We start from the raw sequence: 21,612 nt of genomic DNA, 5'->3' as shown, positions 1-21,612 counted from the left end.
GGAAGTTCGTCGCATGACCGCGTTCATCCAGTACACGCTGCAGGGCCTCTCGACTGGCGGGTTCTACGCCCTGTCGGCACTCGGCCTCGCCGTCATCTTCGGCGTCCTCGGCGTCGTCAACTTCTCCCATGGCGCCTGCTACATGCTCGGCGCCGTGGCCGCGACCGTCCTGCTCGACACCCTCGGGCTCGGCTTCTGGGCCGCCCTGCCGCTGGTCACCCTGCTGATGTTCGTCTTCGGCGTCCTGATGGAGCGGTTGCTCGTGCGCTGGCTGCTCAAGCTGGACCCGCTCTACAACTTCCTGCTGACCTTCGGCATCACGCTGGTCCTCGTCGACCTCGTGAAGCGGCGCTACGGCGTCTCCTCGCTGCCGTACCAGGTGCCGGCCGGGCTGGAGGGGCGCATCGACCTGGGTTCGCTCAGCCTGTCGCGCTACCAGCTGTTCGTGTCGGTCTTCTCCGTGCTCGTGTGTCTCGCCGTGTGGATGCTGCTCACCAAGACGCGCATCGGCATGATCGTGCGCGCCTCGACCGAGGACGCCGAGCGCTCCCGCGCGCTGGGCATCAACGTCGGCCGCTGGGTCACGCCCGTGTTCGGGTTCGGCATCGCCCTCGCCGGACTGGCCGGGGTGCTGGCCGCGCCGTTCCGTGCCGTCAACGCAGACATGGGGAGCAACTTCATCATCGTCCTGTTCGCCGTCGTGGTGATCGGCGGTCTGGGGTCGATCCTCGGCGCCGTCGTCGCCGGGTTCCTCGTCGGGCTCGTCGAGGCCTTCGGCCAGGCCTACGCCGACCGGTTCTCCCAGGTGCTCATCTTCGTCCTCATGGCCCTGGTGGTCCTCATCCGGCCTGCGGGCCTGTTCGGCAAGGAGGAGGCGGCATGAGCCAGCAGCTGACCCAGAAGGTCGATGTCGAGCTCCCCGCCCAGTCCGTCATCCCCAGGGCTCGCCCTGCCCTGCGCTGGCTGATGCTGGCGGTCGGGCTGGTCGTGGTGCTTGCCCTGCCGTGGTTCGTCTACCCGCCGGTGGCCATGGACATCGCCGCGTGGGCGCTGTTCGCCATCTCGGTCGACCTGCTGCTCGGGTACACCGGCCTGCTGTCGTTCGGGCACGCCGCCTTCTGGGGCGCCTCGGCCTACTCGACCGGGCTCATCGCCATCAAGCTGGGGATGCCGTTCCCCGTCGCGGTGGTCGGTGGCGCCGTGGTGGCCATGCTGCTCGCCATCCCCACCGGCTACCTCGCCGTGCGGCGCACCGGCATCTACTTCGCCATGGTGACCCTGGCCTTCGCGCAGATGCTCTACTTCCTCGCGAACATGTGGGGCGACGTCACCGGTGGTGAGAACGGTCTGCAGGGCATCCCCAAGGCGTTCTTCGGGGTCGAGCTCGTCGAGACCGACGCCTTCTACTTCTACTACGCCGCGATCCCGATCATCCTCATCGGCGTCTTCATCGCCTGGCGCATCGTCAACAGCCCGTTCGGCCGGGTGCTGGTCGCCATCCGCGACAACCCCGCCCGAGCCCGCGCCCTCGGCTACGACGTCGAGCGCTACAAGATCATGGTGTTCGTGCTCTCGGCCGGCCTCGCCGGTCTCGCCGGTGGCGTGTTCTCGATCAGCCACGGGTTCGCCTCCCTGCAGGAGCTGGTCTGGACCACCTCCGGCAAGGTCGTGCTCGTCACCGTGCTCGGCGGCATCGGCACCCTGTGGGGCGGGCCGATCGGCGCGGCCGTCGTGGTGCTCCTCGAGGACCGGCTCGCGTCGTCCGGGTTCAACGGCATCGGCATCATCACCGGCACGATCTTCATCGTCATCGTGCTCGCGTTCCGGCACGGCATCTGGGGCACCGCTCGCAACGGCCTGACCTCCTGGCTGAACCGCCGGCGCATCAAGACCGGGCAGCGCCTCTAGTCCCCGGGTGCTGCTCTGGGCGACTCTGCCCGCCTCACGTCGCCCTGCCCACCGACTTCGGTGGGCAGGGCGACGCAGTGTGGGCACAGTCCCGGGGGCCCTGGCCACAGTGCCGGGGGCCGCCTGCGCACCGGCGCCACGGAGCCGTCGGGCGCAGCACTTGACCCTCACGCCGCGTCAGGCGACACAGTGAGGTCATGACCGAGACGACAGGGGTGACGCTGACCGTCGGCCAGGTGGCCGAGCGGTTCGGCGTCACCGTGCGCACCCTGCACCACTACGACGAGATCGGGCTGCTCAGCCCGAGCGAGCGCTCGAACGCCGGCTACCGCCTCTACACCGAGGAGGACCTGACCCGGCTGCAGCACGTCGTCGTCTACCGCAGGCTCGGGTTCGCCCTCGAGGACGTCGCGATGCTCCTCGAGCACCCCGAGGGGGCGGTGGAGCACCTGCGCCGGCAGCGGACCGCGGTGCTGCAGCGGCTGGGCGAGATGCGCGACCTCGTCACGGCGATCGACCGAGCACTGGAGAGAGAGATGAGCAACCAGCCAGCCACCCCCGACGAGATGAAGGAGCTCTTCGGCGAGGGGTTCCACGACGCCCAGGCCGAGGCTGAGGAGCGCTGGGGCGAGACCGACGCCTGGCACCAGTCGCAGGAGCGGACCAAGGGCTACACCAAGGCCGACTGGGAGGAGGTCAAGGCCGAGTCGGACCGCACCCACCAGGCGTTCACCGACGCCATGGACGCCGGCGAGCCGCCCACGAGCGAGGTGGCCATGGACGCCGCCGAGCTGCACCGCGCCTCGATGCAGCGGTTCTACGACTGCTCCTACGAGATGCACCGCGGGCTCGCCGACATGTACGTCAGCGACCCCCGCTTCACGGCGACCTACGACGAGATCCGTCCGGGCATGGCGCACTACGTGCGCGACGCGATCCACGCCAACGCCGACCGTCACCAGGGCTGAGCAGAGCTGAACAGGCTGGCCCGGACTGACCCGGACTGACCCGGACCGACTCGGAGCACCAGGTATGCCGGGTGCGCACCGCGCGCACCCGGCATACCGCCCGAATCGCCCCACCGGGGACACCGAACCGCTACGCTCCGGCCCAAGGTGACCCGGCGACGTGGCCGGGTCTCGTCCGTCCCGGGGGGAACGATGCGGTTGACGACTCGACGCGGCGTGGTGGTCGCAGGGGGCCTGGCGCTCGGCGTGATGGTCGCGGCGGCGGCACCCGCTCACGCGGCCGGAGCCACCCTCGTCGTGGACCAGGTCGTCGCCGCTGCCGACCCGCTGGTCGTCTCGGGCACCTGCGCCGCCGGGAGCCAGACCGCCGTCGTGACCGTCCGGCAGGAGGGGGACACCCTCGCCAGCGCGTCCGTCGACCTGCGGGCCGACCTGTCGTACCGTGCCGCGCTCGACATCTCCAAGGCCGCGTCCGGCGAGGCCGTCGCCGAGGTCGCCTGCATGGCCTACGGGACCGCCACCCCGCTCGGCACCGACTCCGCCGCCTTCTACGCCGTCGCCGGCGACCAGATGCCCTACGAGGTGCCGGTGCGGGTCACGCCCAGCCGGGTGGCCCTCGGCGGCACCATCACCGTGTCGGCGCAGTGCCGTCCGGGCACCGTCGACGCCACGGTGCTCGTGGGCAACACCGCCGCCGACGAGGCCTTCGCCGAGGCGCCCGCCAACCCCGCGCCCGACGGCTCGCTGACCGTGCAGGTGGTCATGGCGAAGGACCCCGACAACCGCGGCGGCCTGGCTCCGGTGGCGGGCGGAGGCACCGTGGTCGTCTTCTGCGGTGACATGGACGCCGAGGAGGGCGCCGGTCCGGTCGGCATCGGCCTGGCCCGGTTCACCATCACCCCGGCCGCGGTGGTGCAGGGTGCTGCGCCCTCCGGCGCGTCGGGCTCGTCCGGCTCCGCGCAGGAGCTGGCCACCACCGGCTCCGACGCCGCCCCGATGACCGCCCTCGCCGCCGGCCTCGTGCTGGCGGGTGCGGGCGCCCACACGCTGCGGCGTCGCCTGACCCGCGGCTGACCCGCCGACACGGCGCCGGGCTCCACCCGAGCTCGGCGCTCCACCCAGCTCGGCCGCGACCGCGCCCGCCCAGGCCGCAGAGGTCTCGATCACCTTGCCCGGACTGGTGGTGAGCGCAGACGACCCGTTCGTGGTCAGTGGTCGCTGCCCCGCCGGCGCCGACTCCGCGGCGATCGTCGTCGAGCACGGCCCGATGGGCGTCGGTGGGGCTGCCGTCGACCTGGCCCCCAACGGCTCCTACCGGAAGGCCATCGACATCACCGAGGGCGGCAGCGGGCAGGCGAGCGTCCAGGTGAGCTGTTACGCCTACGGCACGGGGATGCCGCTGGCCGAGGGGCACCGCAGCTTCTACATCGTCGCCGCCGGTCACCCCAGCGTCGAGCTCCCCGTCTCGGTCTCGCCGTCACGCGTACCGGTCGGGGGCACCATCCGGGTTTCGGCCACGTGCCAGCCCGGCGCCACCAAGGGCCCGGTTCATGGCCATCCGCGCCGACGCGCACGCGTCGTTCTCCCGAGCCGAGGCGGTGCCCTCCGGTGACGGCACGGTCTTGGCCGAGCTGCCGGTGAGGGCCAGCTCCCAGGACCCGAACCAGCTCTTCACCGCCCGTCCCGGGCCGGCCTACGTCTTCGTGGACTGCCGGGCCTCGGGGGACTGGGCGACGGGTGGCACGACGCCGGTGGGCGTCGGTGTCGGGAAGTTCACCATCACGGCGGCCCCGGCCGCAGCGCCCGTCCCCGCGGTTGGCGACCGACCGGCCAGCGCGACGCCGCAGCTGGCCAACACCGGCTCCGACGCCGCACCGATGACGGCCCTGGCCGCCGCGCTGGTGCTCGCCGGCGTGGGCGCCCACCTGCTGCGCCGTCGCCGGACCACAGCCTGACCCCGCGACCCGGTATGCCGCGTGCGCACCGCGCGCACGCGGCATACCGGGCCGTGCGTGCATCGGGAGGGGACGTCTAGACGGGGGTGACGTCGGCGCCGTGCTCGGCGAGCAGCTCGCGCAGCACGGAGCGGTGGCAGCGGTTCTCGTCCTCGCAGTAGCAGCCCACCGCGATGTCCGTGCGGTGCGAGAGCGCGGCCAGCAGCTCGAGCAGGTGACGGGCTGCCGGGGTCCCCATCTCCTTGCGGTAGGCCCGCATGAACGCCTGCCACTCCTTGTCGGTCTGCGCCGCCATGGCCTGGCTGACCAGCTCCTGGCTGGGGGAGAGCTCGGGGAGCCAGGTGTCGTAGAAGTCGCGGGCGGCGAACTCCTCCTTGGGCACGCCCCGCGGAGGGCGGCGAACCGTGCCGATGCGCAGGCCCTCGCCCTCGGTGCGGGGTTCGCCGAGCCTCACGATGCGCACAGCCATGACCGCATCATGGCACCGGGCGTCTGGTGGAGGGTCATCAGAGAGGTGCCTGGTCCCTCGCAACTTCGGGCTGGGCGTGCGGCCGATGCCCACAGAGATCACCAGATGGTGAGACATCGCGGCTCGTGGTCCGACGCCCCGGGGACCGATGAGCATGTGTCCGTCGCCAGGAGGAAAAAAGTTCCGGCGAGGTCTTCTCTGTCGTTTGTATACAGGATACGGTCCGGGAATCGCCTCTTAGCGGGCGAACTCTCCCAAATCCCCTGGAGCGGAGCGCCTCATGACCTCGCACTTCTTCCTTCCCCTCCCGCCCCTCCCGTCCGGGTCGGGACGACGCCTCCTGGCGACGGCCGTCGCCGCCGTCTCCCTCACCGCGGCCGGGTGCAGCGCCGTGGGCTCAGCGCAGGGCCAGGGCGGCAGCGCCAGCGGTGGCACGGCCGGTGGCGCCGCCGGCGCGGACGTCTACGGCGAGCCGGCCTCCGCCGGCGACGTGACCAAGGGCGGCACGCTGGTGATGGCGCTCTCTGCGGAACCAGACCAGCTCGACCCCACGCTGTCGCGCAGCCTCTACTCGCGCTACGTCTTCCACGCCATGTGCCAGAAGCTCTACGACGTCGACCAGGACGCCAAGGTCGTGCCCCAGCTGGCCACCGCCCTGCCCACCGTGAGCGACGGCGGCAAGACCGTCACCATCCCCGTGCGTGAGGGCGTGACGTTCGCCGATGGCACACCGTTCAACGCGGAGGCCGTGAAGTCGACCATCGAGCGCAACCTGACCCTCGAAGGCTCCGGCCGCAAGAGTGAGCTGGGGCCCATCACCAAGGTCGAGGCCAAGGACGCCAAGACCGTGGTCATCACCCTCGCGAAGCCGTTCGCTCCGCTGACCGCAGCGCTCACCGACCGCGCCGGCATGATCCTCAGCCCGAAGGCGACCAAGGCGCTCGGGTCGAAGTTCGCGACCGCACCGGTCTGCGTGGGCCCCTTCAAGTTCTCCAAGCGTGTGCCGCAGAACTCCATCGAGCTCGTGAAGGACCCGAAGTTCTACGACGCGGACAAGGTGAACTTCGACAAGATCACCTACCGGATCATCACCGACGCCAGCATCCGCGCCGCGAACCTCCGCTCTGGCGACGTCATGGTGGCCGACTCGCTCTCCGCCCAGGACGTCCCCGCCCTCCAGAAGGAGAAGAGCCTCCAGATCCTGCAGTCGCAGTCGCTGGGCTACCAGGGCGTCACCTTCAACGTGGGCAACGTCGACGGCGTCGGCAGTCCCGCCAAGCCGATCGACCGCCCGGAGGCCAAGGACCCGCGCATCCGCCAGGCGTTCGAGTACGCCATCGACCGGGCCGGGCTCGTGAAGGTCATCTTCAACAACTTCAACACCGTTGCCTGCTCGCCCATCTCGCCCAAGAGCGAGTTCTCCACCGACGCCGTGCAGAAGTGCACCCCGCACGACCCGGCCAAGGCCAAGGCGCTGTTGAAGGAGGCCGGCGTGACCACGCCGTTCCCGATCCAGATGATCACCTCGAACAACCCGGACAGCCTGCGGCTGGCCCAGGCCCTGCAGGCCATGGTCAAGGAGGGTGGCTTCGACCTGAAGATCCAGCCGGTCGAGTACGCCTCGCTGCTCGACCAGCAGGACCGCGGCGACTTCTCCCTGCTGCAGCTCGGTTGGTCCGGTCGCATCGACCCCGACGCCAACATCACGAACTTCGTCGGCACCGGCGGCAGCCAGAACGTCGCGGGCTACAACAACGCCGAGGTCGACAGCCTGCTCGACAAGGCGCGCCAGTCGCAGGACCTCGCCGAGCGCAAGGACCTCTACGCCCAGGTCATCGACAAGCTGCACCAGGACGACCCGCTGATCTACCTCTACCGCCAGCGGAACCTGACCGGTGTGTCGACGAAGGTCAAGGGCGTGCAGGTCTTCCCCGACGGTGTCGTCCGCCTCGGCTTCGCCGGGATGGCCAAGTAACCGGCTGTGCGCGGCTACCTCCTGCGCAGGGCCTGGCAGTCCCTGCTGACCCTGGTGCTGGCCACGGTCGTGGTGTTCCTGGGCGTCCGTGCGCTCCCCGGTGACCCGGCCCTCGCCCTCGCGGGCGAGGACCGGACCCCGGAGGCGCTGGCGGCCATCCGACGCGAGTACGGACTCGACCAGTCGCTGCCGGTGCAGTTCTGGCGGTTCCTGACCAACGCGCTGCAGGGTGACCTCGGCACCTCGATCCGCACCGGGCAGCCCGTGAGCTCCATGCTGCGCACCGCGCTGCCCGTCACGCTGGAGCTGTCCCTCCTCGCGATCGCCATCGCCGTGGTGCTCGGCGTCGGCGCGGGTGTCGTGGCCGCTGTGCGCAGGGGCCGTCCCGCCGAGTGGGTGGCCAACGCCCTCGCCCTGCTCGGGCTGTCGGTGCCGCACTTCTGGCTCGGCCTGGTGGCGATCCTGTACCTCTCGGTCGCCACGGGCCTGTTCCCCGCCTCGGGCTTCGTGCCGGTGTCGGAGAGCGTGGCCCAGAACCTGCACCACCTGGTCCTGCCCGCCGTCATCCTCGGCACCGGCCTGTCCGCCGTGATCATGCGCCAGACGCGCTCGTCGATGCTGGACGCCCTGTCCACCGACTTCGTCCGCACCGCGGAAGCCAAGGGGCTGCGGCCGCGAGCGGTCATCGGCCGCCACGCCCTGCGCAACAGCCTCATCGTGGTCGTCACCATCGTGGGCCTGCAGCTCGGCGGCCTCATCTCCGGCGCCGTGGTGACCGAGCAGATCTTCGGTCTCCCCGGCTTCGGCAAGCTCACGATCGACGCGGTCTTCCAGCGCGACTACCCCGTCATCCAGGCCGTCGTCCTGGTCACCGCGAGCTCGTACATCGTCATCAACTTCGCCGTCGACCTCCTCTACTCGATCATCGACCCACGGGTCCGCGTCACCGGAGATGCCTCATGAGCGTCGACACCGCCCTCACCCAAGTGCCTGCGTCGGCGCCGGCGGAGGCATCCCAGGGGTCACGGGTCCTTCGACGACTGCGCCGAAACCCGTTGGCGGTCGTCAGCTTCTGCGTCCTCACGGTCGCGGTCGTCGTGGCCGTGTTCGCGCCCCTGCTGGCGCCGTACGCCCCGGAGCAGACCGACTTCGCCAACACCCTCGCCCCGCCGGGGACCCCCGGGCACCTGCTGGGGACCGACGACCTCGGGCGCGACGTGCTGTCCCGGATCATCCTCGGCAGCCGGGCCTCGCTCCAGGTCGCGGCGTTGGCGGTCTTCACCGCGCTCGTCATCGGTGTGCCGCTCGGCCTGGTCGCCGGCTACTTCCGTGCGGCCGACTCGGTGATCTCGCGCCTGACCGACCTGCTGCTCGCCTTCCCGTTCCTCATCCTCGCCGTGGGGTTCGCCGCGATCCGCGGTGCCAGTCTGGGCAACGCCGCAGTGGCCATCGGCATCGCGCAGATACCGGGCGTCATCCGGGTCGTCCGTTCCGACGCGCTCCGCCTGAAGTCGCTCGACTTCGTGGCCGCCGCAGTGGTGGACGGAGCGAGCGACCTGTGGGTGCTGCGACGACACATCCTGCCCAACGCGACCTCGGTGGTCCTGGTGCAGGCCACGGTCGCCATCCCGGCAGCCATCCTCGGCGAGGCCGTGCTGTCCTTCCTCGGGCTGGGCATCCAACCACCGTCACCGAGCCTGGGCACCATGCTGGCGAACGCCCAGCAGTTCGCCGCCCGGGCTCCGTGGGCGGCGGTGCTGCCCGGCCTGGCCATCATGATCCTTGCCCTGGCGTTCAACGTGTTCGGCGACAGCCTGCGCGACGCCCTGGACCCGAAGGCGAACCGGCGATGACCGCAACAGCACCCCCCGAGAGCCTCGTCGACGCCCCACCCGTCCTCGACGTGCGCGACCTGAGCGTCACCTTCCGCACCGAGACCGGCTCGGTCTCGGCCGTCGACGGCGTCAACCTGAGCCTGGCTCCCGGCGAGATCGTCGGCATCGTGGGCGAGTCCGGTTGCGGCAAGAGCGTCACCGCCATGAGCCTCGCGGGGCTCCTGCCGCGCAGCGCGCGCATCGACGGCTCGGTGCGCCTCCAGGGCCAGGAGCTGGTCGGGGCGCGTCCCAGCACCCTCCGGGCCGCGCGCGGGCGCGACATCGCCTACATCTTCCAGGAGCCCATGAGCTCGCTGAACCCCGTGCTCACCGTCGGGCGCCAGGTCGCCGAGGTGCTGCAGGTGCACGAGCGGCTCTCGCGCCGGGAGGCGCTGGAGCGGGCCGTGGAGCTGCTGGCCCTGGTCGGCATCCCGTCGGCCCGGGAGCGGGTCAAGCACTACCCCCACCAGCTGTCCGGCGGCATGCGGCAGCGGGTGATGATCGCCATGGCGGTGGCCTGCAGCCCGAAGGTCCTGATCGCGGACGAGCCCACCACAGCCCTCGACGTGACCGTCCAGGCCGGCATCCTCGACGTGCTCCGGGACCTGCGTGACCGGTTCGGCACCAGCATCCTCGTGATCACCCACGACCTCGGCGTCATCGCCGACATCGCCGACCGGGTGGTGGTGATGTATGCCGGCCGCATCGTCGAGCGCGCCGGTGTGCAGCGCCTGTTCGACCGTCCGCAACACCACTACGCCGCCGGTCTGCTCTCCGCCTCACCGACGCCCGGGCGCCATGCGGGCACGCACCGGCTGCAGGAGATCCCCGGGCTCGTGCCGGTGCTGGAGGCCCAGCCGGACGCGTGCACCTTCGCGGACCGCTGTCCGGCCGCCACGGCGCGGTGCTCGTCAGCGGCACCCCCGCTCGAACCGGCACCGCTGGCAGCCGACGTGGGTGACCACCCGCACGAGGTGGCGTGCTGGCACCCCCGCGGGGACCGCCCCCGCCCGACCGTGGAGGAGCACGCGTGAACGAGGTCCGCGACGAGGAGTCCCGCGCCAACGAGGTCGCCGCAGCCGACACCGACACGGTCCTCGAGCTCGAGGACCTCGCCATGCACTTCGGCCCCGTGCGTGCGGTGGATGGTGTCTCCCTGCGCATCCGCCGCGGCCAGGTCACGGCGCTGGTGGGGGAGAGCGGCTCGGGCAAGTCCACGGTGGGCCGGTGCATCGTGCGGCTCGTCGAGCCCACCGGCGGTGCGGTCCGCCTCGGCGGCACGGACATCACGCACCTGTCGCGCTCACAGATGCGCCGCCACCGGCGCGAGGTGTCCATCGTCTTCCAGGACCCAGCGGGGTCTCTCGACCCGCGCATGCTGGTCGGAGACATCGTCGCCGAGCCGCTCCAGCTCCAAGGCGTTCGCCTCTCGCGCAAGGAGCGCGCCGAACGTGTCTCCGACGGTCTGCGGCGCGTCGGACTGCGGCCCGAGGTCGCAAGGCGCTACCCGCACGAGCTCTCGGGTGGCCAGCGCCAGCGGGTCAGCATCGCCCGTGCCCTGATGTCGGAGCCGACCCTGCTGGTGGCCGACGAGCCGACCAGCGCCCTCGACGTCTCCGTACAGGCCGCCGTGCTCAACCTGCTGGCCGACCTCCAGCGCGACATCGGGTTCGCCTGCCTGTTCATCACCCACGACCTCTCGGCCGTCGAGTACCTTGCGGACGACATCGCCGTGATGTACCTCGGGCAGCTCGTCGAGCAGGGTTCCCGCGCGGAGATCTTCGCGACACCGCGGCACCCGTACACGCAGGCGCTTCTGGCTGCCGCGCCGGTGGCCGACCCTGGTCGTCAGCGGTCCCGCACCCGGGTGCTGCTCGGCGACGACCTGCCCTCCGCGATGGACCCGCCGTCCGGCTGCCGCTTCCACACCCGCTGCCCGATCGCGGTGGCCCGGTGCGCCGAGGAGGTGCCCGAGCTCCGCCGCTCGGGAGGGGCATCGGTGGCCTGTCACTTCGTGCACGAGGATGGCAGTGCTCCGGACATCCGCCACGACCAGCCAGCCACCACAGGGAGCCCTGCATGACCTTCACGACCCGGCCGACGCTCGAGGGCACCTTCGGCATGGTCTCGTCGACGCACTGGACAGCCTCCCAGTCGGCGATGCGCCTGCTCGAGCTCGGGGGCAACGCCTTCGACGCAGCGGTCGCCGCCGGCTTCGTCCTCCACGTCGTGGAACCCCACCTCAACGGACCCGGGGGCGAGGTGCCGGCCATCATCGCCACGGCGGACGACCCGCGCCCGCGGGTGCTCGCCGGGCAGGGGCCAGCGCCGGCGGCCGCGACCATCGAGCACTACCGGACGGAGGGCCTGGACCTCATCCCCGGCTCCGGCCCGCTGGCGGCGGCCGTGCCGGGCGCCGTCGACGCATGGCTGCTCTTGTTGCGCGACAAGGGGACTCGCAGCCTCGCCGAGGTGCTGGAGCCGGCCATCGGCTACGCCCGCTTCGGCCACCCGCTCCTCGGACGCGTCAGCGCCACGATCGAGACGGTGCGGGAGCTCTTCGAGAACGACTGGCCCACCTCGGCCGACCTCTGGCTGAGCCAGGGCCGGGTGCCGGAGCCGGGGTCGCTGTTCACCAACCCGACCTACGCCGACACGTTGGAGCGGCTCGTGCGGGAGGGGGAGGCAGCCGGGGGCAGCAGGGAGGCCCAGATCGACGCCGCCCGCCTCGCGTGGAGCCAGGGCTTCGTCGCCGAGGCGGTCGATGCGTTCTCCCGCAAGGCGTTCCGTGACTCCAGCGGGGAGGCGCACTCCGGCCTCGTGACCGGTGCGGACATGGCCGCCTACACGGCGGTGTGGGAGGACCCGGCCACCATCGACTGGCAGGGTCACACCGTTGCCAAGACCGGCCCGTGGGGCCAGGGTCCGGCCCTGCTGCAGACCCTGCGCCTGCTCGACGCGGCGGCCGACCCGGCCGCGCTGGACCCCAGCACGCCCGACGGCATCCACGTGGTCGCCGAGTCCATCAAGCTCTCCTTCGCCGACCGTGAGGCGTGGTACGGCGACGGGGAGGTGCCCCTCGACACCCTGCTCTCCACCGAGTACGCGGCCGAGCGCGCGTCGCTGATCGGCGAGCGGGCCTCGGAGGACCTGCGCCCCGGCAGCCCGGACGGACGCGCACCGGCCGTCGCGGCATACGTGCTGGGCCGAGCCGAACGGGCGGCCCGCGCCGGGGACGCGACCACCGGTGAGCCCACCGTGTCGCGGTCGGGTGTCACGCGTGGCGACACCTGCCACGTCGACGTCGTCGACCGGTGGGGGAACATGATCTCGGCGACGCCCAGCGGTGGCTGGCTGCAGAGCTCGCCCACGATCCCCGAGCTCGGCTTCTGCCTCGGCAGCCGGATGCAGATGTTCTGGCTCGAGGAGGGGCTTGCCTCCTCCCTCGCCCCCGGCAGGCGCCCACGCACGACCCTCACACCGACCCTGGTGCTGCGGGACGGGCAGCCCTACATGGCCTGCGGCTCGCCGGGCGGCGACCAGCAGGACCAGTGGCAGCTGCTCTTCCTGCTGCGCCACCTGGTGCAGGGCCAGGGGCTCCAGGAGGCGATCGACGCGCCGGCGTGGCACACCACCAGCTTCCCCGGGTCGTTCTACCCGCGGGAGACCGAGCCCGGTGTGCTCGTGGCCGAGGACCGACTCGGCGCGGACACCTTCGCCGACCTCGAGCGCCGCGGCCACACCGTCCGCGTCTCGGACCCCTGGAGCCTGGGCCGTCTCTGTGCCGTCACACGCGATCCTGGGTCAGGGGTGCTGCGCGCCGGCGCCAACCCGCGGGGGATGCAGGGTTATGCCGTGGGCCGCTGAGCGGGGCGCGGCTCAGCGCACCTCGCCGACCGTGTCGTCGCCCGCGTGCTCCAGGGCCGCGTGCGCGGCCGCATCCGTGTGGGCGCGTGCGGCAGCCTCGGCACCCTCGGCGTCGCCCGCCTCGATGGCGTCGACCAGGCGGATGTGCTCCTGCCAGGAGTGCGGCGCTCGGTGTGCGGCTCCGATGCGGAACACCCACTGCACGTGCAGGTACAGCGCGCTCGCGATCGACGAGAGCCAGCGGTTGCCGCTGATCTCGATCACGCGCTGGTGCAGCTCGGTGTTCAGCTCGGCCACGCGCGAGAGGTCGTCGCGTTCGGTGGCCTCACGCGCGGCGTCGAGGAGGCCCCGGAGGTCGGCCACGTCCTGCGGGGTCGCGCGCTGGGCGGCCAGCCGGGCTGCCACGGATTCCAACGCGCTTCGCACGGCGAACAGGTCCGAGATGGCTGACGCGTCCGGGGTCGCGACCACTGCGCCTCGCCGCGGCACCATGGTCACGAGCCCGTCGGCCTCGACGATCCGCAGGGCCTCGCGCACGGGGTTGCGGGACACGCCGAAGTCGGCGGCGAGGCGGTCCTCCGTGAGCCGCTGCCCCGGCGGGTAGTCGCCGTCGACGATCCGCTGCCGCAGCTCCGCGAGCACCTGGTCGCGCAGCGCCTGGTGCCGGCTTCCGATCGTGCGGTCCCCGTCGGTGAGCGCCATTGCCCCTTCTTCCTCGTCCGTCCTCGGGCGGTCCTCGACCGCTTCGCCACTCCTGGCAGTTCGTATACGAAAGACAATCTATGCCACTCCCCTCCCTGACCCTCGGACAACAGGCCCAGACGGCGCTGACCGCCGTGCCGCTGCCGACCTGGCTGCTGGCCGTGAGCCCGGTGGTCCTCCTCCTCGCACTGGTGCTCTGGGGACGCTTCTCCACGATCGTCAACGCGCTCACCACCGTCGCCTACAGCGTGGTGGTGGCGGTCGTCGCCTTCGGTGCCGGACCGCTCACGGTGGCCGTCGGCCTCGGCAAGGGGGCGTGGGTGGGTGTGTGGATCCTGTACGTCATCTGGCCGGCGCTGCTGATGCACCACCTCGCCTCCCACGTCGGGATGACGGCGCTCGGGCGGGCCCTCTCCACGCTGCTGCCCCGCCGCACCGAGAACGTGCTGCTGCTCGCGTGGGTGCTGCCCTCGTTCATCCAGGGTGTGTCGGGTTTCGGCACCCCGATCGCGGTGGCGGCCCCACTGCTCGTTGCCCTCGGTGTCAGCACCACCCGTGCGGTGGCGCTGCCGCTGATCGGCTACCACTGGGCAGTGGGCTTCGGGTCGATGGGCTCGTCCTTCTACATGGGCGCCCTCACGGCCCATCTCGACACCGCGGAGCGGGCCGGGTATGCCGCCGCGGCGGCCGTCGTCCTGGGCATCAACTGCGTGGTGTCCGGCGTCCTGGTGGCGCTCATGGACGGTGGGTGGGGCGGCCTGCGCCAAGGCTGGCGGATGCTGCTGACCGCCGGCCCCGTCATGGCGCTCGTGCAGGCGGGTGCGGCACGGCTCGAGCCCGGTATCGGCGCCCTCTGCGCGGGGGCATCCGGGATCGCCGTCGTCCTCGTGCTCCGGGTGCTGACCAGGCGGGGGGAGCGTCCGTCCGAACTGGGGACCGCGGAGCCGGTGGGCGTGGCGGCCGGCCACGCCACGGCATACCGAAGCCGGCTGGAGCCGGACCTCCCACGGGCGCACGGTTCCGAGCCTCGCGGTTCGGCGACCGGACCGGACGACGGCGAGTCGGCCGAACGAACGCGTGAGCGTGCGCGTGCCGCAGCCGTGCCCTATGCGCTGCTCGGAGTGATCGCCCTCGCCGTCTTCCTGCCTCCCGCCCTGCGAGCCTGGGCGAAGGGCCACCTGCTGCTCGGGCCCGCCTTCCCCCAGACGACGACATCGCACGGCACGGTCAACGACGCGGTCGACCTCTACAACCCCATTGCGCTCGTCGGTCACCCGGGGACGTTCCTGCTGCTGGCCTGCCTGGGCAGCGTGCTCGTGTGGCGCCGCATCGGTGTGTGGGGCAGGGGGGCCTGGGGGCCCGTGTGGCGGGGTGCCCTTCGCCAGGCGTGGAAGTCGTCGCCATCCGTCGTGCTGCTCGCGTCGGTGGCGGGTGTGCTGGTCGACAGCGGGATGGTGCGCACCGTCGCGCAGGGCGCCGCTGTGGCGACCGGCCACGCCTACCCGGCGATCGCGCCGCTCGTGGGCGCCCTCGGATCGTTCATCACCGGGTCGACCACCAGCTCCAACGCCCTGTTCTCCTCGCTGCAGGCCGACGTGGCCCACCTCGTCGGCGACCGGCCGGCCGACCTCCTGGCCGGTCAGCTCGCCGGCGGCAACATCGGGAACTCCCTGGCGCCCGTAGTCATCCTGCTGGGGCTGAGCGCCGTGGGCGCGGCCCGCCGGACGGGGGAGGTGCTGCGGCTGACACTGCTGCCGGCGGCCGTGTTGCTGCTCTCGGCGGTCACCGCGACCTGGGTGCTGGTGGCCCTGCACCGGTGAGGCGCGTCGGTGCGGTGGCCTAGGCTCGTCGCGTGACCAGCGGATCCTTCATCGTCTTCGAGGGCGGCGACGGCGCGGGCAAGTCCACCCAGGTGGCCCTGCTGCGCGAGGCCCTCGAGCGGGCCGGCCGTGAGGTCACCGTCACCCGCCAGCCGGGCGGCACCCCGCTCGGGCAGCAGATCCGCGACCTCGTCCTCCACGGCGACCACGTCGCCCCGCGCGCCGAGGCGCTGCTCTTCGCGGCCGACAAGGCCCACCACGTCGAGACGCTGGTGCGGCCGGCGCTGCAGCGCGGCGAGGTCGTCATCAGCGACCGCTACACCGACTCGTCCGTCGCCTACCAGGGGGCCGGCCGCGAGCTCGGCGCCCAGGAGGTGCACGACCTCAACATGTGGGCGGTCGAGGACCTCGTGCCCGACCTGACCGTCGTCGTCGACATCAGCGCCGAGGAGGGCCGCCGCCGTCGGGGAGCCGTGCACGACCGCCTCGAGTCCGAGGAGGACGCCTTCCACGAGGCGATCCGCCAGCACTTCCTCGCCATGGCCCGCGGCAACCCCGGGCGCTACCTCGTCGTCGACGGCACCCTGCCGCCGGAGCAGATCCACGCGGAGGTCATGCGCCGCCTCGAGAAGCTGGGGGTGGTCGAGCCGTGACCGTCTGGCGCGACGTCATCGGCCAGGACACCGCGGTGGCCACGCTGCACCGGGCGGCGAACGACCCGGACTCGATGACCCACGCCTGGCTGCTCACCGGCCCGCCCGGGTCGGGCCGCTCGGTGGCGGCTCGCGCCTTCGCCGCGGCGCTGCAGTGCCCGAACGGTGGCTGCGGAGAGTGCCGGGAGTGCCGCACCGCCATCGACGGCTCCCACGCCGACGTCGACGTCATCGCGACCGAGGGGCTCTCGATCAAGGTCGCCCTCGTGCGCGACCTCGTGCAGCTCGCGGCCCTGCGCCCGTCGGTGGGGCGCTGGCGCATCATCATCATCGAGGACGCCGACCGGCTGACCGCGTTCTCCGACGCCCCCGCCAACGCCCTGCTCAAGGCGCTGGAGGAGCCGACCCCCCGCACCGTGTGGATCCTCTGCGCCCCGTCCGTCGAGGACGTCATCATCACGCTGCGCTCCCGCTCACGGCACGTGCGCCTGCGCACACCGCCCGCCGAGGCGGTGGCCGAGCTGCTCCAGCGGCGCGACGGCGTCGACGCACCGATGGCCCTGTATGCCGCGCGCGCGGCCCAGAGCCACGTCGGCCTCGCCCGTCGGCTCGCCCGCGACGAGGGCGCCCGCATCAGGCGTCGTGAGGTGATCTCGCTGGCCGGCAAGATCCGCGGGGTCGGCCACGCCATCGACGCAGCGTCCGACCTCGCCAAGATCGCCGAGGACGAGTCGGGCGCAGCCTCCACCGAGCGCGACGCCGCCGAGCGGCAGCGGCTCATGGAGGTCCTCGGCGCCGACCCGACGGCACGGACCCAGCCGCCGCACATCCGCTCCCAGCTCGCGGCGCTGGAGAAGGACCAGAAGGCCCGGGCCACCCGCTACGCCCGCGACGTGCTCGACCGCTCGCTGCTCGACCTGCTCTCCATCTACCGCGACGCGCTCGTCCTGCACACCGGCGCGCCCATCGACCTGGTCAACCAGGACGCCATGGCAGCGGTCCAGCAGCTCGCGCAGGCGATGAGCCCCGAGGAGCTGCTCCACGCGATCGACGCCATCGGCACCGCGCGTGAGCGGATCGGTCTCAACGTCAACCCGCTGCTCGCCCTCGAGGCGATGGCGCTCTCGCTCCGCCTCCCGTCCTGACGGGCCCCGCCACAGGTCGTCCGTATACGGTCGGGTGCATGAGCCTGACGGGACGTCCCCTCGCCGCCGCCGCCGTTGCGACCGTGCTGGCCCTCGGCCTGTCGGGCTGCAGCCTGCTCGACGGCAACGGCAACGGCGGCGGCTCCGATGCACCGGCGCCGGCGTCGGCCACGCCGCAGACCCCGCCCACCGGGGCCGAGGCCCTGGGCAAGTACTACGGGCAGAAGCTGTCGTGGACCAAGTGCCCCGGAGGCCAGTGCGCCAACCTCACCGTCCCGCTCAGCTACGACGACCCGCAGGGGCAGACCATCAAGGTCAAGGTGCTCAAGGTCCCCGCGACGCGCAAGAAGAACCGCCTCGGGTCGCTGGTGGTCAACCCCGGTGGCCCCGGAGGCTCGGGCATCGACTACGCCCAGGCCGCCGACTTCATCGTGGGCAAGCCGGTGCGCCAGCGCTACGACATCGTGGGGTTCGACCCTCGAGGCGTCGGCCGGTCCGAGCCCATCAACTGCCTGGACGACCGCCAGCTCGACAGCTTCCTCGGTGAGGACCCGACGCCGGACACCCCGACGGAGGAGCAGTCGTTCGCCCAGACGGCCAAGTCGTTCGCGGAGGCGTGCAAGACCCACGCCGGACCCCTGCTGGCCCATGTCTCCACGGTCGACGCGGCCAAGGACATGGACATCCTCCGGGCGGCGCTCGGCGACCCGAAGCTGAACTACCTCGGGAAGTCCTACGGCACGTTCCTCGGGGCCACCTACGCCGACCTCTTCCCCAAGACCGTCGGGCAGTTCGTCCTCGACGGCGTCGTCCCGCCCGACCTGACCTCGGAGGAGATCAACCAGGGGCAGGCCGCCGGCTTCGAGGTCGCGACCCGCGCCTGGGCCAAGAACTGCGTCGACGAGGGTGACTGCCCCCTCGGCAGCTCCGTGGACGACGTCATGCAGGGGATGCGCGACTTCCTCAAGGGCCTCGACGCCAACCCCATCCCGTCCGGGGACGCCCACGTGCCACAGCTGACCGAGGGCTGGGGCTCCCTCGGCATCGCCGCCGCGATGTACGACCAGGGCTCCTGGGGCATCCTCACCGACGCGCTGCGGGCGGCCGTGCAGAACCGCGACGGCCGCCAGCTGATGTCGCTGGCCAACACCTACGCCGACCGCACCGACACCGGCCGCTACACCGGCAACATCATGGAGGTCATCTACGCGGTCAACTGCCTCGACAAGCCCGACACCGCCAACCTGAAGGTGTACGAGAAGCAGGCCAAGGAGTTCACCGCCTCGGCGCCCACCTGGGGGCCGTTCCTCGCCTGGAGCTCGCTGCCGTGCGGCTACTGGCCGGTGAAGGCGACCGGTGAGACCAAGAAGATCACCGCGGCGGGGAGCGGGCCCATCGTCGTGGTCGGCACCACCCGCGACCCGGCGACGCCGTACGAGTGGTCGGTGAGGCTCAACAACGAGCTGGCCAACAGCTCGCTCATCACCTACAACGGCGACGGGCACACGGCATACACCCGCAGCAACGCGTGCGTCGACGACGCCATCGACAACTACTACGTGAAGAAGCAGGTGCCCCGAGACGGCCTGAAGTGCTGACTCGGTTCGGTGTTTGACGAGGGCATCCGTATACTCATGCCCCGTGCCCTCGGGCACCTGCCGCCTTAGCTCAGTCGGCCAGAGCGATTCACTCGTAATGAATAGGTCAAGGGTTCGATTCCCTTAGGCGGCTCAGACAACGCCCCCCGGTCCGCCGGGGGGCGTTTCTGCTGGTCAGGGCCCATTCCTGCCAGGGCCAGCAGCGCTGTCCACGCCTGCGCCAGCAGGGCCGAGATGGCCTCGCAAAGCATCACTTGGGCACTATTTGGGCACATGCCCCTGGGATCCACCGTGTTCACCCCTCACCCCTAGGTGCCGTTCGCGGCCTGGCTGAGCCGGTCGAGGGCAGAGGCGACGATGTCGAGCTCGTCGTCGTAGAGGTGGGCGTAGATCCTCGCCGTGGTGGTGATGGACTCGTGGCCCATCGCGCGCTGGATCCACCGAAGGTCGGCCCCGGCGGCCCGGGCGAGGGACCCGAACGTGCGGCGGAGGTCGCGCGGCGTCACCCACCGAGGCCGAGCGCCCGGGTCGCCGCGGTCCAGTCATCGAACGTGCGAGAGGTCAGACGGCGAACGATGTCCCGCTCCTCCGAGGGGGAGAGGTCCTCCAAAGGCAGGCCAGCTCCCTCGCCGAATCCGGGGAAGTGCCGAGAGGGTCCGGACCCCTGGACGCGCCTGTGGCAGCCGCACGGGACGTGAGACTGCTAGACGAGGCCATACCGGGTTCCATCAAGCCCCGAAATGGCAGAACATGACGAACCGAACGATGAGATCTCGCCACTGAAATTTTTCACTGGCTATTGATGTAGTGAAAATCCTCTGCTTTAGTGAAGCACCTCACACCGTGTGCCGATCGGAGTCACCGTGACTGCTCAGCCAGATGCCGAAGACAACGGCCGTGCGTCTGCGGAGCAGCTCATGTCCACGGTCGGCGCACAGCTGAAAACGCTTCGTAAGATGCGGACTTTCACGATTGAGGCCCTGAGCGCCCGTAGCGGCGTGAGCATCGGCCTGATTAGCCAGATCGAGCGTGGTCGAGGCAACCCCTCGTTCAACACGCTTGTTCAGATGGCGCACGCACTCGACGTCCCGATCGGTCGTCTGTTTCACGCAGCCGATGACACCTCTCCGTTGGTCCGTTCCACGGAGCGTCGGAGCCTCGACGTGCACGGCCCGAGTGGAGATGCCAGCCACGAGCTGATGTCACCCGATCTAAATGGGGCGCTGGAAGCGGTTTGGATCGAGGCGCCCCCTGGCTACGACACGTCAGCAACGCCTTTCACGCACCCGGGCGAAGAGTTCGGTGTCGTCCTAGAAGGGCGACACGAGGTCTACCTCGATGGAGTGCGGTACGAGCTCGGTCCGGGCGACTCCATCACTTATCCCAGCACCACACCTCATTGGTATCGCAACGCCGGGACGGAGACCGTGAAGGCCATCTGGGTCATCACGCCCCCAACGTTCTGACCCAGAAGTAGCGGGCGGGCTCGGTGCCAGGCCCGTCAGTCCCATCAAAGGAAGTCCTTTGGTGTATGTCGGCGTATCCAAATTCAGGAGAGCCCACGTCGGCTCTCACGCTCCAGGAGGAACGATGAACAACCAGCCGCTCTCCCGTCGAGGGTTTCTCGGTAGGTCCGGCCTAGTAGTTGGCACTATCGCAGGCTCTGCTCTGTTGGCTTCATGTAACGCCGCCGCCAAGCAGGCAAATGAAGGCAAGTCCGCAGGTAGCGGCTCTCGAAACGTCTCGCTCCAGCTCGGCTGGCTGATCAGCGAGGGCCAGCTAGGTGAGGCGGTTGCCCTTGCCAAGGGGTACTACGCCGACAACGGAATCAAGCTCTCAATTCAGCCGGGCGGTCCAAGCATCGACGGAGTCTCACTCGTAGCCGGCGGGCGCAGCCAGCTTGGCGAGGTGTCCTCAAGCCCTTCGTTGATGTTGGCGCGCTCCCAGGGCGTTCCAGTGAAGACCTTCGCTGTTGGAGTGCAGGAACACCCGTACGCCTACGTGTCGCTTCCCAACAAGCCCGTGCACGAGCCGAAGGACCTGATCGGCAAGAAGGTCGGTACGCAGGCAACCGGTCAAATCCTTCTCTCCGCGCTTTTGGCAAAGAACAACATCGACCCCGGCGATGTGGAAGTCGTTGTTATTGGGGCGGATGTCACCCCGCTGACAACCGGACAGGTGGACGTGTGGACAGGATGGTTGAGCAACGTGACTGCCATGCGACCGCTCAAGGACAAGTACGTGTCCATGCGGCTGTGGGATGCCGGGATCCACCTCTACGGCTACCCCTACTACACCACTGACTCCGTTATGTCGGAACAGCGTGACCTGGTTGAGAAGTGGGTCTCCGCTACCGCCAAGGGGTGGTCGTTCGCGAGAGAAAACCTCCAAGAGGCTGCCGAGATGGTGGTCAAGCTGCAGCCCACCCTCAAGGCCGAGGACATCGCCGCTCAGGGCGAGGTACTCCTCAAGTACGCGTACAACGACGCGACCAAGACGGACGGTTGGGGAACCATGAACCGTGATGTCTGGCAGAGCCAACTGGACACGTGGACCGAACTGAAGCAGTTCAAGGGGACTCCGCCTAAGCTCGAGGACTTTGTGACGTTCGACGTTCTCGATGCAACCAAGGAAGCACGCAAGGCCTAGGGCTTCGGCCAGCGGCACTGTGTCTCAGA

The 21,612-nt window shown here is 70.7% G+C and carries 21 protein-coding genes and 1 tRNA gene; 19 read left to right on the top strand and 3 right to left on the bottom strand.

Annotated features, from left to right (window positions below):
* The first annotated feature begins 13 nt into the window (after nt 1-13).
* The 6 genes from BMW78_RS11030 to BMW78_RS11005 all read left to right on the top strand — a co-directional run bounded on the left by BMW78_RS11030 (nt 14) and on the right by BMW78_RS11005 (nt 4,831).
* Nucleotides 14-883, top strand: a complete 870-nt coding sequence (locus BMW78_RS11030; protein ID WP_091759333.1) for a branched-chain amino acid ABC transporter permease — start codon at nt 14-16, stop codon at nt 881-883.
* Entirely contained in the window at nt 880-1,908 is a 1,029-nt protein-coding gene (locus BMW78_RS11025; protein ID WP_091759329.1) for a branched-chain amino acid ABC transporter permease, read from the top strand. Before BMW78_RS11030 ends, BMW78_RS11025 begins: the two co-directional genes overlap by 4 nt.
* Nucleotides 1,909-2,105: 197 nt before the next feature.
* Nucleotides 2,106-2,876: a MerR family transcriptional regulator gene (locus BMW78_RS11020; protein ID WP_091759326.1), complete on the top strand. Its 771-nt coding sequence runs from the start codon at nt 2,106-2,108 to the stop codon at nt 2,874-2,876.
* A gap of 198 nt (nt 2,877-3,074) precedes the next feature.
* Nucleotides 3,075-3,950, top strand: a complete 876-nt coding sequence (locus tag BMW78_RS11015; RefSeq protein ID WP_143056224.1) for a hypothetical protein — start codon at nt 3,075-3,077, stop codon at nt 3,948-3,950.
* Nucleotides 3,951-4,056: 106 nt separating this feature from the next.
* Nucleotides 4,057-4,488: a hypothetical protein gene (locus BMW78_RS11010; RefSeq protein WP_091759321.1), complete on the top strand. Its 432-nt coding sequence runs from the start codon at nt 4,057-4,059 to the stop codon at nt 4,486-4,488.
* Nucleotides 4,427-4,831 (top strand): LPXTG cell wall anchor domain-containing protein, encoded by a 405-nt coding sequence (locus tag BMW78_RS11005; protein ID WP_091759318.1) that lies wholly within the window; start codon nt 4,427-4,429, stop codon nt 4,829-4,831. The genes BMW78_RS11010 and BMW78_RS11005 overlap by 62 nt, the downstream gene beginning before the upstream one ends.
* Nucleotides 4,832-4,907: 76 nt before the next feature.
* Here the strand turns inward: BMW78_RS11005 and BMW78_RS11000 are convergent, their stop codons facing one another.
* Nucleotides 4,908-5,300 carry a DUF488 domain-containing protein gene (locus BMW78_RS11000; RefSeq protein WP_091759315.1) on the bottom strand — a complete coding sequence of 131 codons (393 nt, stop codon included), beginning with the start codon at nt 5,298-5,300 and terminating at the stop codon, nt 4,908-4,910.
* A 280-nt stretch (nt 5,301-5,580) separates the two neighbouring features.
* On the opposite strand from BMW78_RS11000, the gene BMW78_RS10995 reads away from it, so the two are divergent.
* From BMW78_RS10995 to BMW78_RS10970, 6 genes are read left to right on the top strand one after another with little or no spacing between them, the layout of a single operon-like run.
* Entirely contained in the window at nt 5,581-7,275 is a 1,695-nt protein-coding gene (locus BMW78_RS10995) for an ABC transporter substrate-binding protein (RefSeq protein WP_091759312.1), read from the top strand.
* A gap of 6 nt (nt 7,276-7,281) precedes the next feature.
* The gene (locus tag BMW78_RS10990) at nt 7,282-8,238 is read left to right on the top strand and encodes an ABC transporter permease (protein WP_091759309.1); all 957 of its coding nucleotides are present in this window, start codon (nt 7,282-7,284) and stop codon (nt 8,236-8,238) included.
* Complete coding sequence (locus tag BMW78_RS10985) at nt 8,235-9,128, top strand: ABC transporter permease (protein ID WP_091759306.1); 894 nt, start codon at nt 8,235-8,237, stop codon at nt 9,126-9,128. The genes BMW78_RS10990 and BMW78_RS10985 overlap by 4 nt, the downstream gene beginning before the upstream one ends.
* The gene (locus BMW78_RS10980) at nt 9,125-10,183 is read left to right on the top strand and encodes an ABC transporter ATP-binding protein (RefSeq protein WP_091759303.1); all 1,059 of its coding nucleotides are present in this window, start codon (nt 9,125-9,127) and stop codon (nt 10,181-10,183) included. Before BMW78_RS10985 ends, BMW78_RS10980 begins: the two co-directional genes overlap by 4 nt.
* The gene (locus BMW78_RS10975; RefSeq protein WP_218144324.1) at nt 10,180-11,232 is read left to right on the top strand and encodes an ABC transporter ATP-binding protein; all 1,053 of its coding nucleotides are present in this window, start codon (nt 10,180-10,182) and stop codon (nt 11,230-11,232) included. Before BMW78_RS10980 ends, BMW78_RS10975 begins: the two co-directional genes overlap by 4 nt.
* Nucleotides 11,229-13,016: a gamma-glutamyltransferase family protein gene (locus BMW78_RS10970; protein WP_091759299.1), complete on the top strand. Its 1,788-nt coding sequence runs from the start codon at nt 11,229-11,231 to the stop codon at nt 13,014-13,016. Before BMW78_RS10975 ends, BMW78_RS10970 begins: the two co-directional genes overlap by 4 nt.
* 12 nt (nt 13,017-13,028) lie before the next feature.
* On the opposite strand, the gene BMW78_RS10965 is transcribed toward BMW78_RS10970, so the two are convergent.
* The gene (locus tag BMW78_RS10965; RefSeq protein WP_091759296.1) at nt 13,029-13,718 is read right to left on the bottom strand and encodes a GntR family transcriptional regulator; all 690 of its coding nucleotides are present in this window, start codon (nt 13,716-13,718) and stop codon (nt 13,029-13,031) included.
* An 80-nt stretch (nt 13,719-13,798) separates the two neighbouring features.
* On the opposite strand from BMW78_RS10965, the gene BMW78_RS10960 reads away from it, so the two are divergent.
* The 5 genes from BMW78_RS10960 to BMW78_RS10940 all read left to right on the top strand — a co-directional run bounded on the left by BMW78_RS10960 (nt 13,799) and on the right by BMW78_RS10940 (nt 19,067).
* Nucleotides 13,799-15,538: an L-lactate permease gene (locus BMW78_RS10960; RefSeq protein WP_091759293.1), complete on the top strand. Its 1,740-nt coding sequence runs from the start codon at nt 13,799-13,801 to the stop codon at nt 15,536-15,538.
* A gap of 32 nt (nt 15,539-15,570) precedes the next feature.
* Nucleotides 15,571-16,191, top strand: a complete 621-nt coding sequence (gene tmk, locus BMW78_RS10955) for a dTMP kinase (protein ID WP_091759290.1) — start codon at nt 15,571-15,573, stop codon at nt 16,189-16,191.
* Complete coding sequence (locus BMW78_RS10950; protein WP_091759287.1) at nt 16,188-17,336, top strand: DNA polymerase III subunit delta'; 1,149 nt, start codon at nt 16,188-16,190, stop codon at nt 17,334-17,336. The genes tmk and BMW78_RS10950 overlap by 4 nt, the downstream gene beginning before the upstream one ends.
* Nucleotides 17,337-17,374: 38 nt before the next feature.
* On the top strand, nt 17,375-18,934 hold the full coding sequence (locus tag BMW78_RS10945) for an alpha/beta hydrolase (protein ID WP_091759284.1): 1,560 nt from the start codon (nt 17,375-17,377) through the stop codon (nt 18,932-18,934).
* 59 nt (nt 18,935-18,993) lie between these two features.
* Nucleotides 18,994-19,067, top strand: a tRNA-Thr gene (locus tag BMW78_RS10940).
* Nucleotides 19,068-19,242: 175 nt separating this feature from the next.
* On the opposite strand, the gene BMW78_RS10935 is transcribed toward BMW78_RS10940, so the two are convergent.
* Nucleotides 19,243-19,440 (bottom strand): tyrosine-type recombinase/integrase, encoded by a 198-nt coding sequence (locus BMW78_RS10935; protein ID WP_091759281.1) that lies wholly within the window; start codon nt 19,438-19,440, stop codon nt 19,243-19,245.
* 357 nt (nt 19,441-19,797) lie between these two features.
* Between BMW78_RS10935 and BMW78_RS10930 the strand changes: the two genes are divergently transcribed.
* Both BMW78_RS10930 and BMW78_RS10925 read left to right on the top strand, forming a co-directional pair.
* Nucleotides 19,798-20,400: a helix-turn-helix domain-containing protein gene (locus BMW78_RS10930; RefSeq protein WP_245735793.1), complete on the top strand. Its 603-nt coding sequence runs from the start codon at nt 19,798-19,800 to the stop codon at nt 20,398-20,400.
* A gap of 124 nt (nt 20,401-20,524) precedes the next feature.
* Nucleotides 20,525-21,583: an ABC transporter substrate-binding protein gene (locus tag BMW78_RS10925; protein WP_091759276.1), complete on the top strand. Its 1,059-nt coding sequence runs from the start codon at nt 20,525-20,527 to the stop codon at nt 21,581-21,583.
* Nucleotides 21,584-21,612: the final 29 nt, after the last annotated feature.

Source organism: Pedococcus cremeus (genome assembly GCF_900111375.1).
GTDB classification, from domain to species: Bacteria; Actinomycetota; Actinomycetes; order Actinomycetales; family Dermatophilaceae; genus Pedococcus_A; species Pedococcus_A cremeus.
Note: the sequence above shows the minus strand (reverse complement) of the source record. Positions and strands in the feature narration are given on the sequence as shown.

Coding starts and splice junctions, on each gene's coding strand:
- BMW78_RS10945 (WP_091759284.1), top strand. CDS start 17,375: ATGAGCCTGACGGGACGTCCCCTCGCCGCCGCCGCCGTTGCGACCGTG.
- BMW78_RS11020 (WP_091759326.1), top strand. CDS start 2,106: ATGACCGAGACGACAGGGGTGACGCTGACCGTCGGCCAGGTGGCCGAG.
- BMW78_RS10995 (WP_091759312.1), top strand. CDS start 5,581: ATGACCTCGCACTTCTTCCTTCCCCTCCCGCCCCTCCCGTCCGGGTCG.
- BMW78_RS10925 (WP_091759276.1), top strand. CDS start 20,525: ATGAACAACCAGCCGCTCTCCCGTCGAGGGTTTCTCGGTAGGTCCGGC.
- BMW78_RS11030 (WP_091759333.1), top strand. CDS start 14: ATGACCGCGTTCATCCAGTACACGCTGCAGGGCCTCTCGACTGGCGGG.
- BMW78_RS11025 (WP_091759329.1), top strand. CDS start 880: ATGAGCCAGCAGCTGACCCAGAAGGTCGATGTCGAGCTCCCCGCCCAG.
- BMW78_RS10960 (WP_091759293.1), top strand. CDS start 13,799: ATGCCACTCCCCTCCCTGACCCTCGGACAACAGGCCCAGACGGCGCTG.
- BMW78_RS11005 (WP_091759318.1), top strand. CDS start 4,427: ATGGCCATCCGCGCCGACGCGCACGCGTCGTTCTCCCGAGCCGAGGCG.
- BMW78_RS10980 (WP_091759303.1), top strand. CDS start 9,125: ATGACCGCAACAGCACCCCCCGAGAGCCTCGTCGACGCCCCACCCGTC.
- BMW78_RS11000 (WP_091759315.1), bottom strand. CDS start 5,300: ATGGCTGTGCGCATCGTGAGGCTCGGCGAACCCCGCACCGAGGGCGAG.
- BMW78_RS10985 (WP_091759306.1), top strand. CDS start 8,235: ATGAGCGTCGACACCGCCCTCACCCAAGTGCCTGCGTCGGCGCCGGCG.
- BMW78_RS10970 (WP_091759299.1), top strand. CDS start 11,229: ATGACCTTCACGACCCGGCCGACGCTCGAGGGCACCTTCGGCATGGTC.
- BMW78_RS10965 (WP_091759296.1), bottom strand. CDS start 13,718: ATGGCGCTCACCGACGGGGACCGCACGATCGGAAGCCGGCACCAGGCG.